General features: G+C 70.7%; 9 protein-coding genes. 2 read left to right on the top strand and 7 right to left on the bottom strand.

The window, feature by feature from the left end:
• Positions 1-285: 285 nt before the first annotated feature.
• Both B073_RS48070 and B073_RS0123305 read left to right on the top strand, forming a co-directional pair.
• Positions 286-492: a hypothetical protein gene (locus B073_RS48070; RefSeq protein WP_234025142.1), complete on the top strand. Its 207-nt coding sequence runs from the start codon at positions 286-288 to the stop codon at positions 490-492.
• Between the two features lie 95 nt (positions 493-587).
• Positions 588-2,057, top strand: coding sequence for an amidase (locus B073_RS0123305; protein WP_026247649.1), 1,470 nt, complete (start codon positions 588-590; stop codon positions 2,055-2,057).
• Positions 2,058-2,890: 833 nt separating this feature from the next.
• Here the strand turns inward: B073_RS0123305 and B073_RS40805 are convergent.
• The 7 genes from B073_RS40805 to B073_RS0123340 form a co-directional block, all read right to left on the bottom strand.
• On the bottom strand, positions 2,891-3,484 hold the full coding sequence (locus B073_RS40805; RefSeq protein ID WP_018540493.1) for an aldo/keto reductase: 594 nt from the start codon (positions 3,482-3,484) through the stop codon (positions 2,891-2,893).
• 277 nt (positions 3,485-3,761) lie between these two features.
• Complete coding sequence (locus tag B073_RS0123315) at positions 3,762-5,597, bottom strand: peroxidase family protein (protein WP_018540494.1); 1,836 nt, start codon at positions 5,595-5,597, stop codon at positions 3,762-3,764.
• Positions 5,598-5,698: 101 nt separating this feature from the next.
• Complete coding sequence (locus B073_RS0123320) at positions 5,699-7,060, bottom strand: hypothetical protein (RefSeq protein ID WP_018540495.1); 1,362 nt, start codon at positions 7,058-7,060, stop codon at positions 5,699-5,701.
• A gap of 11 nt (positions 7,061-7,071) precedes the next feature.
• Complete coding sequence (locus B073_RS0123325; protein WP_018540496.1) at positions 7,072-8,505, bottom strand: cytochrome P450; 1,434 nt, start codon at positions 8,503-8,505, stop codon at positions 7,072-7,074.
• Positions 8,502-9,905: an FAD-binding oxidoreductase gene (locus tag B073_RS0123330; protein ID WP_018540497.1), complete on the bottom strand. Its 1,404-nt coding sequence runs from the start codon at positions 9,903-9,905 to the stop codon at positions 8,502-8,504. Before B073_RS0123330 ends, B073_RS0123325 begins: the two co-directional genes overlap by 4 nt.
• Before the next feature lie 79 nt (positions 9,906-9,984).
• Positions 9,985-11,589: a benzoylformate decarboxylase gene (gene mdlC, locus B073_RS0123335; protein ID WP_026247651.1), complete on the bottom strand. Its 1,605-nt coding sequence runs from the start codon at positions 11,587-11,589 to the stop codon at positions 9,985-9,987.
• A 341-nt stretch (positions 11,590-11,930) separates the two neighbouring features.
• Complete coding sequence (locus B073_RS0123340; RefSeq protein ID WP_026247652.1) at positions 11,931-12,974, bottom strand: hydroxymethylglutaryl-CoA reductase; 1,044 nt, start codon at positions 12,972-12,974, stop codon at positions 11,931-11,933.
• Positions 12,975-13,075 lie beyond the last annotated feature (101 nt).

Raw genomic sequence — 13,075 nt, forward strand, 5'->3', positions numbered from 1 at the left:
CGCTGCTCGGGGCGACGGACGCGTTGCTGGCGCGACTGGTGCCTGTGATCCGCAAAGGGGTGGTCACGGGGCCACCATGGCCGTTCGACGATGCGATGTCGCTGTACAAGGACAACCCGGCCCGAGAATGGGCCTGGCTCCGCGGGATCTGGGCCGGCCGCGCGCATGGACTGGGACACCCGCCGAACTCGTCGGTGTGGCCGACTGCCTGCCGGTCCTCGGAATCCCGCGCCCACGTGATCACTGAGCACGCAGGGGAGGGACCTTCAGTCCGACGCGACCACCGTGAACGGCATCGCGATCGACGTCCCGTCCAAGAACTACGGTTGGGTCGACTTCGCCGTCGTCGGCAAGAGTGACGCCGACGGCAGCACGATGGCAACGGTGCAGCCCGGCACCGTTACGGACACGAACGGCAACGGTTCAGGCCGTCCAGTACGGGAGCCTCGATGGGTCCGGCGCGTTGTCCGTGACCTGCGAGGAACACCATGAGTACGAGAAGCACCATGACTATGCAGACATCATCCAACGCCATTGCGTAAAGCGGCATTTCATGACCTCTCCCAGGGGTCGTTACGGTCGGATTCATGGAGTGGAATCTTTCGACGGCCGAAGAACTCGCGGCTGCTTTGCGTGCCGGTGAAGTGACCTCGGCGGAACTGACCGACGAGGCGATCGCCCGTATCGAGCGGGACGACAAGGAAATCAACGCGATCTGTGTGCCGGACTTCGACCGTGCACGGTCCGCCGCGCGCGACGCCGACCAGGCGCGCGCCCGCGGTGAGGACCGGCCGCTGCTCGGCATTCCGGTGACGGTCAAAGAGTCCTACAACATCGCCGGGCTGCCCACGACCTGGGGCATGCCGCCGCACCGGAACTACATGCCGGCCGAGGACGCGGTGCAGGTGTCGCGGCTCAAGGCCGCAGGCGCGGTGGTGCTCGGCAAGACCAATGTGCCCGTGGGGCTGCAAGACGTGCAGAGCTTCAACGAGATCTACGGCACCACCAACAACCCGTGGGATCACGCGCGCACGTCGGGTGGGTCCTCCGGCGGATCGGCGGCGGCCCTGGCGTCCGGATTCGGCGCGCTGTCCATCGGCTCCGACCTCGCCGGTTCGTTGCGTACCCCGGCACATTTCTGCGGGATCTACGCGCACAAGCCGACGCTCGGGCTGGCGGCGATCCGCGGTATGGTCCCGCCGCCCGCGCCGGCCTTGCCGACTGGCTCTGACCTCGCAGTCGTCGGTCCGATGGCGCGCACTGCCCGCGACCTCATGCTCCTGCTCGATGTCATGGCCGGACCGGACCCGCTGACGCTCGGTGTGGCGCACGACTTGAGGCTGCCGCCCGCGCGCCACGAACGGCTCGGCGACTTCCGGGTCCTGGTCCTCGATGAGCATCCGCTCATTCCGACCGGGTCCGCCGTGCGGGCGGGCCTGAACCGGGTGGCCGACGGGCTTGTCGACGGCGGCGCCCGCGTCGAGCGGCACAGTCCGCTGCTGCCCGATCTGGCCAAAGCCGCGGTGCTCTCCATGGAGTTGCTGGTCTCGAGCACCGTTGCACGTTTTCCCGTCGAGTCGTACGAGGAGCTGCGGACCCGCGCCGCCGGGCTGAGCGCCGACGACCAGAGCCTCGATGCGGCGCGGCTGCGCGGCATGGTCTTCAGCCACCGCGACTGGATCGAGGCGAACAACCGCCGTGAGCTCCACCGCCACGGCTGGCGGCAGCTCTTCGCCGAGTTCGACGCCGTGGTGTGCCCCATCACACCCACTCCCGCGTTCCCGCACGACCACCACCCCGATCCGAGAGAACGCCGGCTCGCCATCGACGGCGTCGAGTACCCGTACTTCGACCAGCTCGTCTGGGCCGGTCTGGCCACCATGCCCGGTCTGCCCGCCACCGCCGTACCAACGGGCCGGTCTCCTGAAGGGCTGCCGGTGGGAGTGCAGCTCATCGGTCCGATGTTCGAGGACCGCACCCCGCTCCGGCTGGCCGAACTGCTGGAGCAGCAGATCGGCGGCTTCCAGGCACCGAAGCAGGGCGTACTGCCTGGGTGACCGTCGAAGGTGAGGCGCGGATCACGGCGGGTCCCCCGAAGCGCACAGGCGCAGACACCCCCCATCGGGCCAGCCCCCAGCTATCGGGCCAACCCCTGGCACAACGCGAGGATCTCGGGGTCGACCCGGCCTACCGCTGCCTGGCACAGCGGTCGCATCTCTCGCCCCGACACCCGCGACGGCACGGGCGGCGTCCACGACGGTTCCGGAGTCGGGGCGGGTGTGGGGCGTGCTGGGCGCCTGGCAACGGGTGGCCGCGGCGCAGCCGCCGACGGCCGTGCCACAGGCTGCGGGCGGGGATGCACTACCGCTCCATCCGCCTCCCACTCCGGCCCCCTGCCCTCGCGTACCGACTCCTGACTGCTTCCGCCGGACGACGTCGCCGGGGGAGTGGGTCGGGTGTGCTCATGCGCCGACGACGCACCGTCGGTAGGCATCGGCACCGGCACCGGCACGGTCAGCATCCGTTCGTGTCCTGGGCCTGCCGTCCAAGGTGACGCCGACCAGGACCGTGAAGGCATTGGCCCCGGCACCACGGACCGCCGCATCTCACCCGTCGGCCCTGGCACCACCGCCACACACCCACTCAACCCGGCAGCCACCACCCCGACCAGGCCCAGCCGGCCCACCACGCGCCCCATGCCCATGCACTGACCAACGCTGCACGGCTCCCCACGTCACCATCACAGAGCCCGCGGCGATTGCCCGGCCGAACGCACGCATGACTCAGACAGCGAGGCCCCATGAGATGTCCAGGCGCGGGGCACCATGAGCGTCGATGATCTTGGAGTTGTGGCCCTGGCGATGGCGAAGAGGGAGCTGGCCGGGGCCACTTATGCGTGGCGGGCGGGGCCGTCGCCGGCGCCGGAGGCGGTGACCGCGGTGGCGATCTCCTCGATGTCGGCAGGGGTCAGCTCCAGCGATCCCGCGCCGATCCAGCCGTCCACCTGGGCGGACTTGCGCGCGCCCACGATCGCCCCGGTGATGCCCGGCCAGGCGAGTACCCAGGCGATGGCCACCTCGGCCACGGTGCGCCCATGGCGTTGGGCGATCGGCCGCAGCGCCTCGGCGAGGTGGAGATTGGCGGTCAGGCCGGTGGTGAAGTCGTGGTGGGCGGTCCGCCAGTCCTCGGCGGGCAGGCCGGCCACCCGCTCGGCGGAGAAGGCCCCGGTGAGCAGGCCGGACTGCAGTGGCAAGTAGACGATGACGCCGGTCTGCTGTGCGTGTGCCCAGGCGATCTCGGCGGCGGCGGACCGGTTGATGGCCGAGAACGGCGGCTGGATGACGTCGACATGAGCGATCTGCTCGGCGGCCTGGAGCAGGTCGGTCGTGTGGTTGGACAGGCCGATGGCCCGGACCTTGCCTTCGGCCTTCAGGTCGGCCATGACCTGCCAGTACTCCTCCAGCGGGGTGGCGTTGGGCGACACGGCGCCAAAGCCGCAAGGGCAGCTCACTAAATGTCGAGATGGGCTGCCGATCGGGTGAGGGCCTGAGCGGCGACGGAGCAACGGTCGGCGAGTTGCTCGATCTGACGGTGGAAGGCGGTTGCCTCCGGGCCGGTCCAGGAGACGGCGGCGGCTCTGGTGCGCAGGCGCTCGGCGTGGGCCTGGAGAGCTGCGGCGTGGGCGCGTAGCCGGGAGGCGGCAGTAGGCCGGTCATCGGCGGCTGGCCGGGGGGCTGGGACCGTGGTCGAGGACAGGGGCGTCACAGGTTCCTCCACGGAGCGAAGGCGTTGGAGACACCGTCCAACGCGGGAGCTAGTTCGGGGTGATGGCGCAGGAGGACACGGATCATGCCGTTCCGGTCGATCCACTCCAGTCCTTCGGGCGTGTAGATCTCGGGCCGGTAGTCGGTGGTGAAGAAGCGGTCGCTCTTGAGGCGCCGGCTGGCCATGAGGATGAAGATGCGGAAGAGGGAGTCGCTGAAGCCGAAGCCGGCGGGGCGCGGCTCGGCGAGGTTGCCGACGAGGACGTCGACGCGGTCGAGGCGGCCCTCGTACAGCTCTTCCAGCAGCCGGGTGTCGGTGGGATGGCCGCCGGTGAGTTCTTCGAAGGAGGCGACGGGGCGCTTGTGGAGCATCTTCCGGTAGGCGTTGTAGCGGGGGATGCCGCGTTCGCGGTCCCGGAGGATGTCGACGGTGCCCAGGTCGATGTGCTCGCCGGTCAGCCGGGTCAGGCTGCGCAGTGCATCGGGATGGTTGTGCAGGACCAGGGCGCCGGGATGGGCGGTGCCGAAGCTGTAGAACAGGTCGCTCATGCCGTGTGCGTCGATCGCGGTGCGGGTGGTGGCGCCCTGCATGTCGTTGAAGCCGATCGTCTCGCCCCGGCGACCCGAGCGGTGGTCGCGGAGGGTCAGTTCGTCCGGGATGAGGGGGTGGAGCCGATAGGCGGAGACGAACTCCTCCGTCATGGAGAACGGTGCGGTGTGGTGGTCGGTCGGAGAGCCGAGGATGCCGCTGAGCATCTCGCCGCTGCCGACCCGGCCGTACTTCCGGCGCACCCAGCGGGGCAGGACGCCGTACCAGTTGGCGTTCATCGCCCGGTGCAGGACGGGAGTGTCGAGAATGCCCGGTGTCCATTCCACCGTGTGGATCTTTGCCATCAGAGCGGTGTTGACGAGCCGGGCGGTGTGGAAGAGCCGTTCGTCGTCCCAGGTGGGGTAGTGCGCGCGCAGGTGGTCGCAGATGGCGTTGTGTTCCTTGGCGAACAGGGTGTGCAGCAGCGACAGGCCGGTCCAGTAGTCGCTGTTCATTCCGGTGGCGTCGAGGCAGGACAGGCCCGGTGCGGGATCGGCCGGCAGTCGGCCGTCCCGGAGGATGAGCTGCCCCGATTCGCCGGTGCGCAGCGATCGGCAGCGTTCTTCGGTGGAGCCGTAGATCTGCGAGCCGTCCCACCAGTGCGTGACGGTGTTCTCGTAGGTGGGCGGGGCATGGGGGGTGGTGTGCGCGACCGGGTCGGGACGGGTGCGGTTGATGCGCATCGGGCACTCGCCCGCCCAGTCGTCGTCCTCGGTCAGCGGAACGGTGAAGGGGTCGGCCTGGTGGTTGTCGCCGTGATTGGCCCAGCCGTGGTTCTCGAACTGGATCCACGCGGCGGCCAGCAGGTTGAGGGTGGGCGCCGGGATGAAGCCGCGCCGGGCCAGGAGGTGGCGGCTGACCTCGCGCGGGCTGGGCGACATCAGCTCGGCTTCGGGGTCGGGGAAGGCGAGGTGGAGCGGGGCGTTGCGGTCCAGGCGGGTGCCGACCCGGCCCATGTCCTCGTCGTGGGGGTCGTAGGCCGATCCGTCGTAGGAGCGGTAAGGCGGAAGGTCGGCCGGGGCGCGACGGGTGCGCTCGCCGCCTGCGCCGTAGGTGTCGTGCAGGTTGTCGCGGCGTAGCTCGTCGCGGAGGACGCGGAGGTTCAACAGGGCGAGGGGCGCCGGGAGTTGATGCCATTCGCGGCTTTGGTTGAGGCGGGCGAACGCCGCGGAGCCGAGGCGTTCGAGGAGGCCGGGTTGCGGGCCGGTGGACGTGCCGGTGGCGCGGGGCGAGGTATCGGTCATCGGGAACCTCCGGACGGACGGTCGGCGACGGATCGAGCGGCTGGAGCGGATCGAGCGGGCAGAACGATCGGGCGGACCGCAGCGGGCGCGACAACGCGAACTCAACGGTCGTAGAGCGCGAAGAGCCGGTTGGCGGTCACCCGGCCGCGGTAGGGGGCGAGCGCCGCGTCGATGTCGGCGCTCGCCTTGGGGACGTCGAACTCAAGGTTGTGCGCGTAGCGTTCGGCCGCGTGGCACAGCGGGAAGGCGTGGGTGTCGTCGGTCCAGGTGTATTCGGTGAACTGGGCCGGGAGGGCGTACGGCGAAACCGTCGAGCGGCCCTCCAGGCTGGGGATCACGTCGTGTTGGTTGACCAGTGAGAACACCCGGGTGCCAGGGTCGGCGGGGCGCTTGCCGTCGACCGGCGAGCCGATCGCCACTCCGTGCGTGACGCGGTACAGCGCGCAGAAGTCGGGGTCGGCGGCGAGGTTCAGTGCGGTGATGCCGCCGAGGCTGTGCCCGATGAGGGCGATGTCGGTGCCGGAGGGCACCAGGGTGCGCAGGGCCCGTGTGACGGCGCGGGAGTAGGGAGTGGAGGTCCGGGCGACCGCGTGGATGGCGCCGAGCAGGTCCTGGGGGCTTTCCTTGGAGATCGCGTCGGTGGCCATGCCGGCGAGCTGGACGACGTACCGCGTCACCGAGTCGGGGCCGGTCACCCGTTGGACGAGCAGCGTTCCCTCGGTGCCGAGGGCTCCGATGTTGCGGACGTAGCCGACGAGGGTGCCGGAGCAGTCGAGCCGTTCCAGCAGGGACGGGTCGGGGGCGACGGGTTCGGCCCGGCCGGGGCCGCGGTCGAGGAGGGCCCAGATGCGGCTGCTGATGCCGAAGAGCGGCTCCGCGGTGGTGAGGGTGCGGCCGGTGGCGATGTCCCAGCCGGCGGAGTCGTTGAACGGGTTCTCGTCGGTGAGCGCGTTCCACGCGAGGATGTCGCCGAAGGACGGTGCGAGCAGGGCGAAGGCGCGTTCGGCGCCGCGGCTGCCGATGATGGAGCGGAAGGCGCGCAGTGCGTCGGTCTGCCGGTCGTCTTCGATGGCCCGCAGCACCCGGCCGGTGTCGGGGTCGGTGAGCAGGTCGGGATGGGTGACGGCGGCCGCCCGGATACGTGCCTTGAGCCCCGCCACGGCCAGGCTCACCGCCAGGCTTTCCCGGCTGGTGAGTACCCCGGCCAACCAGGCGATGCGGGCGGCCGGCCCTCGGCCGTCGAAGGCCCAGCCCAGTCCCGCCGGGTCGGTGAGGGTGCCCACCAGGCAGCGCAGTACCGCGCGGGCCCGGCCGCTGCCCAGGGCCTGCGTCGGCAGGCGGGTGTCCAGGGCGAGTTCGCTGGTGTACTGCGCGGCTCGGCGTACGGCCTCCGCGGCCTCACCCAGCTCGCGGCTCAGGTCGTGCAGCGCGGCCACGTCCGGTTCGCTGTCGGTCTCGGGCATGGGTGGTGTCCCTAAGAATGGTCGGCGGTCGCATGGGGCCGGCGGCGGGCCAGGGTGAGGTGGATACCGGAGGATTCCAGGGTGTCCGGCAGCGGCCGGTGGGGATCGAGCCGAGGGCGGCCCGCGGTGACGCGGTGCTCGCGGAGCAGCTGTGCGCAGACCTCGGTGGCGACCATGAGCCCGAGCCGATCGCCCGGGCAGCGGCCCTCGCCATGGCCGAACGGCGCCATCCGCGGGTCGTGTTCGGCCCCCTCGGCCAGCCAGCGGCTGGGGATGAACAGACTTCCGCCGGGGACCACGTCGCTGTCACGCTGCAGGAACCCGATGGGGACGAGGACGTGCGTCCCGGCCGGGCAGGGCATCCCGCGCCAGGTGGTGTCGGTGCGCAGGATCCGTAGCAGGTCGGGCACGATCGGGTAGAGCCGCAGGCTTTCCAGGGCGCAGGCCCCCAGCCGGGTGGTGTCGAGCGCATGCGGCGTTTCGTGCAGCGCGGCCTGTTCGGCGGGGTGGCAGGCGAGCAGCAGCAGCGTACGGGCGACGATGGCGGCGACCGAGTCGAGCGCCAGGAGCCAGTGGTGGGCCTGGCCCACGGCGTCGACGTCCGCGTCACAGGCAGTGGCCCTGACCCGCCCGAGCAGGGTGGCCGCCGGGGCGTGCGGGGCGTAGGCATGCAGCCGGGTGGCAGCGGCTTCGTACAGCCGCTGGTTGGCCGCAGTGGGGCCCCGTCGCACCGCTCCCCAGTTGCCCTCCTTGCGCAGGGTGAGCAGCCAGCGGTGCAACTCCTCGTCCCCGGCGGCCTGGTCGCCCAGCGTGATACGGCGTGAGATGCGTTGAACGGTGTGCCGCAGCCGGGCGAACGGGAGGGCGGGGCCGGTGGTGAGCCGGGTGCATTCCTCGGCGACGATGGTGCGGAACGCGTCCCAGGAGGGGTGTACCGGCTCGTGGCGCGCCAGCACCTGGTCGTTGAGGACGCGCCGCCTGTCGCGCAGTTCGCCGTGGGAGCAGATGACCCCCGTGGGTTCGAAGACCGTGAGCATCTTGGTCTTGTCCACCGCGTCCAGGGCCAGTTCGCGCACCGGGCGGGCGAAGAACTCCTGGACGTCGGCGGGGTCGAGCAGGACGAGCAGGTCACCGGAGGGCCCGCCGATCCACACCGGGGCCCCGTCGTGGCCGGCGCGCAGGGCCCGCAGGGTCGCGGCCGACCAGCGTGGCTGCCCCGCCGCGCCCAGCAGCCTGATGACCGCGGGGCGCGGGGACGGGACCCCTCGTACGAAGGCGGGCAGGGTGTGGGTGAGAGCGAAGCGGAGGGATGCGCCCCGGCTCGCGCGGCGCGGCCGTACGGCGGTGTGCCCGTCTGGCGTGGCGGGCAGGACGCCGGCTTCTGTGGAGCCGTCCGCGGGGCTGTGGGGACCGGCCGGGCCGGCGGCGGACACGGGCTGGGTCATGCTTCCACGACCTTTCCCGGGTTGAGGAGGTTGCGCGGGTCGAAGAGCCGCTTGATGTCCCGGTGCAACGCACGGCTCACGGCGTCGAGTTCGCGGCCGAGCCAGTCGCGCTTCAGGGTGCCGATGCCGTGTTCGCCCGTGGTGGTGCCGCCCAGTGCCAGTCCCGCCGCCATGATGTCGTCATAGGCGGTCCTGGCCCGGTGCACCTCGTCGGGATCGGACTCGTCGAAGACCACCGTGGGGTGCAGGTTGCCGTCCCCCGCGTGGCCGAGGGTGAAGATCCGCAGCCGGTGGCGCCGCGCGATCTCCTCGATCGTGCCGACGAACTTGGGCAGTTCGGACGGGGGCACGGCCACGTCCTCGATGAACGCCGTCGGCCGCCCGCCGAGGGACGCGGCGAACGCACCCAGCGCGGGGGACACCAGCCGCCGGGCCTCGATGATCTTCTGCGACTCCTCCGCGGTGCCGGCGGCCACCACCTGGTCGGCGCCGGCGTCCTCGCACAGCGCCTTCATCGCCGCGAGGTCCGGTGCCGGGTCGGGGGCGTCGCTCTCCACGATGAGGGTGGCGGCGCTGTCGGGCCGCAGCAGCGCGTGCCCGAACTCGGCGACGGCCTGGGAGGTCGCACGGTCCAGCAGTTCCACGGCCGAGGGGGCGTACCCGCCGCCGGTGATGGCCGCGACCGCGTGCCCGGCCGCGGCCAGGCTCGGGAACTGCGCGAGCAGCGCGAGCGCGGCGGACCGGGCGGGCCGCAGGGCGAGCGTGGCACCGACGATGACTCCGAGAGTGCCCTCCGAGCCGACGAAGAGCCGGGTCAGGTCGTACCCGGCCACGCCCTTGGCCGTGTCGCGCCCGGTGCGCATGCGCCGCCCGTCGGGGAGCACCACGTCCAGGCCGAGAACGTAGTCGGCCGTCACGCCGTACTTCACACAACAGATACCGCCGGCCCCGGTGGCGATGTTGCCGCCGATCGTGCAGGTCTCCCAGGACGCGGGGTCGGGCGGGTACGTCAGTCCGTGCTCGGCGACGGCGTCGTTGAGGCGCTTGGTGACGACGCCCGGCTCACACTTCACGAGCCGGTTGACGGGGTCGATCGTGCCGATCCGGTCCATGCGGGTGGTGGAGAGCACGACGCAGCCGTCGACCGCGTTCGCACCACCGGCCAGTCCGGTGCGCGCGCCCTGCGGGACGACGGGGACGCCGCACTCGTACGCGGTCCTCATCACCTCCTCGACCTGGGCGGCGGTACGTGGCAGGACGACGACGGCGGGAGAACCGGCCACCGAGAACGGCGCGGCGTCCCGGGCATGAGCAGCCAGCGCTCCGGGGTCGGTCAGCAGGGTGTCGGCGGGGAGCCGGTCCCGGAGTTCGCTCAACAGCCGTGCGGAGTCAGGGGACATACAGCCTTCCAGAGTCGTGCCGGCACGGGGTTCGCGCGGCCGCGGGCGGACGAGCGGACGGCGGGAAGCCCGCCGGCAATCACAGCGAGGGCAGTTCCGTCGTGACGGGCACATCGATCAATACGGGACCGTCACGCTGCGCCGTCGCTTCCCGTACGAGTTTCGTGAGGTCCCCGGCACTCTCGGCGCGCAGGGACCGCACCCCGTACCCGGCGGCGATCGCGAGGATGTCGATTCCGGGAATCTCCAGGCCGGGAGCACCTTGGGCGTGTTCGAGCTGCGCGAACCACTGCAGGATCGCGTAGCGCGCGTTGCTCAGCACCACGAAGGTCACCGGCACCCGGTAGGCCGCCGCGGTCCACAGAGCCTGTACGGCGTAGTGGACCGAGCCGTCGCCGAGGACGGCGACGACCGGCCGCTCGGGAGCGCCGAGTTGCGCACCTACGGCCGCGGCGGCCCCGAATCCGAGCCCACCGCCTGCGGAGAAGAGATAGGAGCCGGGGGTGCCGATCCGTGCCGCCTGGTGGAACTGCGGAACGTTGGACGGCGACTCGTTCACCCACAGCGTGTTTCCCGGCGCTCCCTCCGCAACGGCCGCCAGCGCGGCACCAGGCGACAGCAGCCCGTCTTCCGCCTGTGGCACGGGCGTTGGCCGATGCGGCGGCAATGCGGACTCGCCGTCCGGGAAGTGTTCGGCGAGTGCCTGGGCCGTCAGCGCGAGATCGGCGACGACCGCGTCACCGACGGGCGCCCTGGCGGCCTCGTCGGCGTCCCTGGTGAGCAGGACGAGTTCGGCACCGTCGGGCAGGTACGGGCCAGGTACGTAGGGGTAGTAGCGGAAGACCTGCGCCCCGATGACGACGATCAGGTCGTGGCCCTCCAGGGCGCGAGCGAGCGGACCGATGGCGGGCGGCAACTCACCCCGGTACAGCGGATGGTCGTGCGGAAAGGAGACACGGGCCGAGGCGGGCGCTCCCCACACCGGGATGCCGCCGCGCTCGGCCAGGCGGACGACCGCGTCCCAGGCACCGGCCGCGTCCACATCGTCCCCCACGACCAGGACGGCGGAACAGGCTGCCGCGATGCGGTCGGCGAGCGCACGAACGGTCTCCGCCCGCGGTGCGCCGGCGTGCTCGACTCTACGAGCTGCCGTCTTCAGCGCGGCCCGATCCTCCTCCCCCGTGACGGCCGCGTCGAAATCATCCATGGGCAGGGAGAGGAACACCGGCCCGTGCGGCGGGGTTTCGGCGACCTGCACGGCGCGGGCGAGTGCGGCCGGTACGTCGGCCGGACGTGGCGGCTCGTACGCCCACTTGACGGCCGGCTGCGGCAACAGCGTGGGCTGAGGGTTGGACAGCAGCGCTTCCATGGTCAGCATCGCCCGCACCTGCTGGCCCGCGGTGACCACCATGGGCGTGCGATTGGCGCGGGCGTTCAGTATGGCGCCCATCGCGTTCCCGGTGCCCGGACCCGTGTGCAGGTTGACGAGGGCGGTGGTCCCGGACGCGAGCGCGTACCCGTCCGCCATGCCGACGACGACGGCCTCCTGGAGACCGAGGACATAGCGGAAATCGTCGGGGAAGTGCTTGAGGAACGGAAGTTCGGTCGAGCCGGGGTTGCCGAAGACCGTGGTCATGCCACGTGCCCTCAAGACATCGAGGGCCGATTCCCGGACTGTGCGCATGGTGGTCCCTTCCCGCGAAGTCGACGGTGACGGCGGTCACAGCGCGCGAAGGTCAATACAGCACGAGGGATGCGGTCTGACAAAACGTCCGGATCTCTCCGTTTGGCCGCCTCCGAACCGCCGCACCAGGCTCTTCTCCGCAACAGCAACGGACTTCTGTCAACGACGCGTTCGGCAAACCCCACGTGCCGGCGTTCTTCCGACTTGCCGCGGAGTGGATGCGATGAGGCCAGGCAGGTCACAGGAGTGCTCGGGACAGCTTTACTCGGTCAGCATGGATCCGGCGGCCGTCGACCGCTCGTTAGCCGACGATGGCCCGTTAGCCGACGGCGGCCCGTTGACTACCCTTGCTTGCGCTCCAGGTGGATGTGCGCGCGCATGAGTTCGCCCGGGTTCGTCAGCGCCGCCAGGGTCGAGAGTTCGCCGCACAGCACCGTGGCGGCCGCGATGACGGCGAGCCGGCGCGCGTTCGCTCCCGGCTCGCGCTCGGTCCGGCAGCCGAGCCGCGTCAGATTGGCCTCGACGAAGTCCAGATCCTTGCCGTTGCCGACCGTACCCACGATCAGGTTCGGCAACGTGCACGAGAAATAGAGGTCGCCCTCCCGGTCTTCGGCCACGGTCACCCCCTGTGAGCCTTCGACGATGTTTGCCGCGTCCTGGCCGGTGGCCAGGTAGAAGGCGAGCAGCATGTTCGCGTAGTGCGCGTTGGCCGAGCGTATTCCGCCGGCGAGCAACGTGCCGATCAGGTTCTTGCGCACGTTCAGTTCGGCAATCTTGGCGGCCGTGGTGTGCAGCATGTCGGTAACCACGGAGCGCGGCACGAGCAGTTCGGTTACCACGTTCTTTCCACGGCCCAGGATTCCGTTGATGGCCGTCGCTTTCTTGTCGGTGCAGTAGTTCCCGGAAATCGACCCGTAGGAAACCCCTGGAACGATGCTCAGGATGTGCCCCAGGAGCGCGTCGGCCGCGAGCGTCGCCATGTTGTGTCCGGACGCGTCGCCGGTGGTGAACTCGAACCGGATGAACAACAAGTTGGCCGTGATCTCGTGCCGGATGCCTACCAGTTCGGCGAATCCGCTGCAGGCGCGCACGACCTTGCACAAGTCGTCGAACTGCGCGTCGAGCTGGCGCGCGGCCGCGTAAGCGGTCTGCGCGTCCTCGGCTTCGACGAGCACCGAGCGGGTCATCCGTTCGTCGACGAGGGTGGCGACGATACCGCGCTCGGTCTGCCGGGATATCTTTGCGCCGCGCCCCACGGAAGGCCACAGCGGTGACTCGTAGGTGGCGAGCGGGACTTCGGTCTCCGTCGTTGCGATATTTCCCGAAATCCTCAGTGGGCCCACCCACCGCATGGGGACCCCGGCGATTCCGTGAGCGTCGTTCATCGTGCATTTCCCGTCGTCTGGCAGATGGCACCAAGGCGCCGACGACGCGGGCCCATTCGCGCGCGTCTCGACTCCGCGGTCGGTCCGCAGCAGCGTAGAGC

The organism is Streptomyces sp. MspMP-M5 (genome assembly GCF_000373585.1).
Classification (GTDB): Bacteria; Actinomycetota; Actinomycetes; order Streptomycetales; family Streptomycetaceae; genus Streptomyces.

Coding starts and splice junctions, on each gene's coding strand:
- B073_RS0123305 (WP_026247649.1), top strand. CDS start 588: ATGGAGTGGAATCTTTCGACGGCCGAAGAACTCGCGGCTGCTTTGCGT.
- B073_RS0123315 (WP_018540494.1), bottom strand. CDS start 5,597: ATGACCGATACCTCGCCCCGCGCCACCGGCACGTCCACCGGCCCGCAA.
- B073_RS0123320 (WP_018540495.1), bottom strand. CDS start 7,060: ATGCCCGAGACCGACAGCGAACCGGACGTGGCCGCGCTGCACGACCTG.
- B073_RS0123325 (WP_018540496.1), bottom strand. CDS start 8,505: ATGACCCAGCCCGTGTCCGCCGCCGGCCCGGCCGGTCCCCACAGCCCC.
- B073_RS0123330 (WP_018540497.1), bottom strand. CDS start 9,905: ATGTCCCCTGACTCCGCACGGCTGTTGAGCGAACTCCGGGACCGGCTC.
- mdlC (WP_026247651.1), bottom strand. CDS start 11,589: ATGCGCACAGTCCGGGAATCGGCCCTCGATGTCTTGAGGGCACGTGGC.
- B073_RS0123340 (WP_026247652.1), bottom strand. CDS start 12,974: ATGAACGACGCTCACGGAATCGCCGGGGTCCCCATGCGGTGGGTGGGC.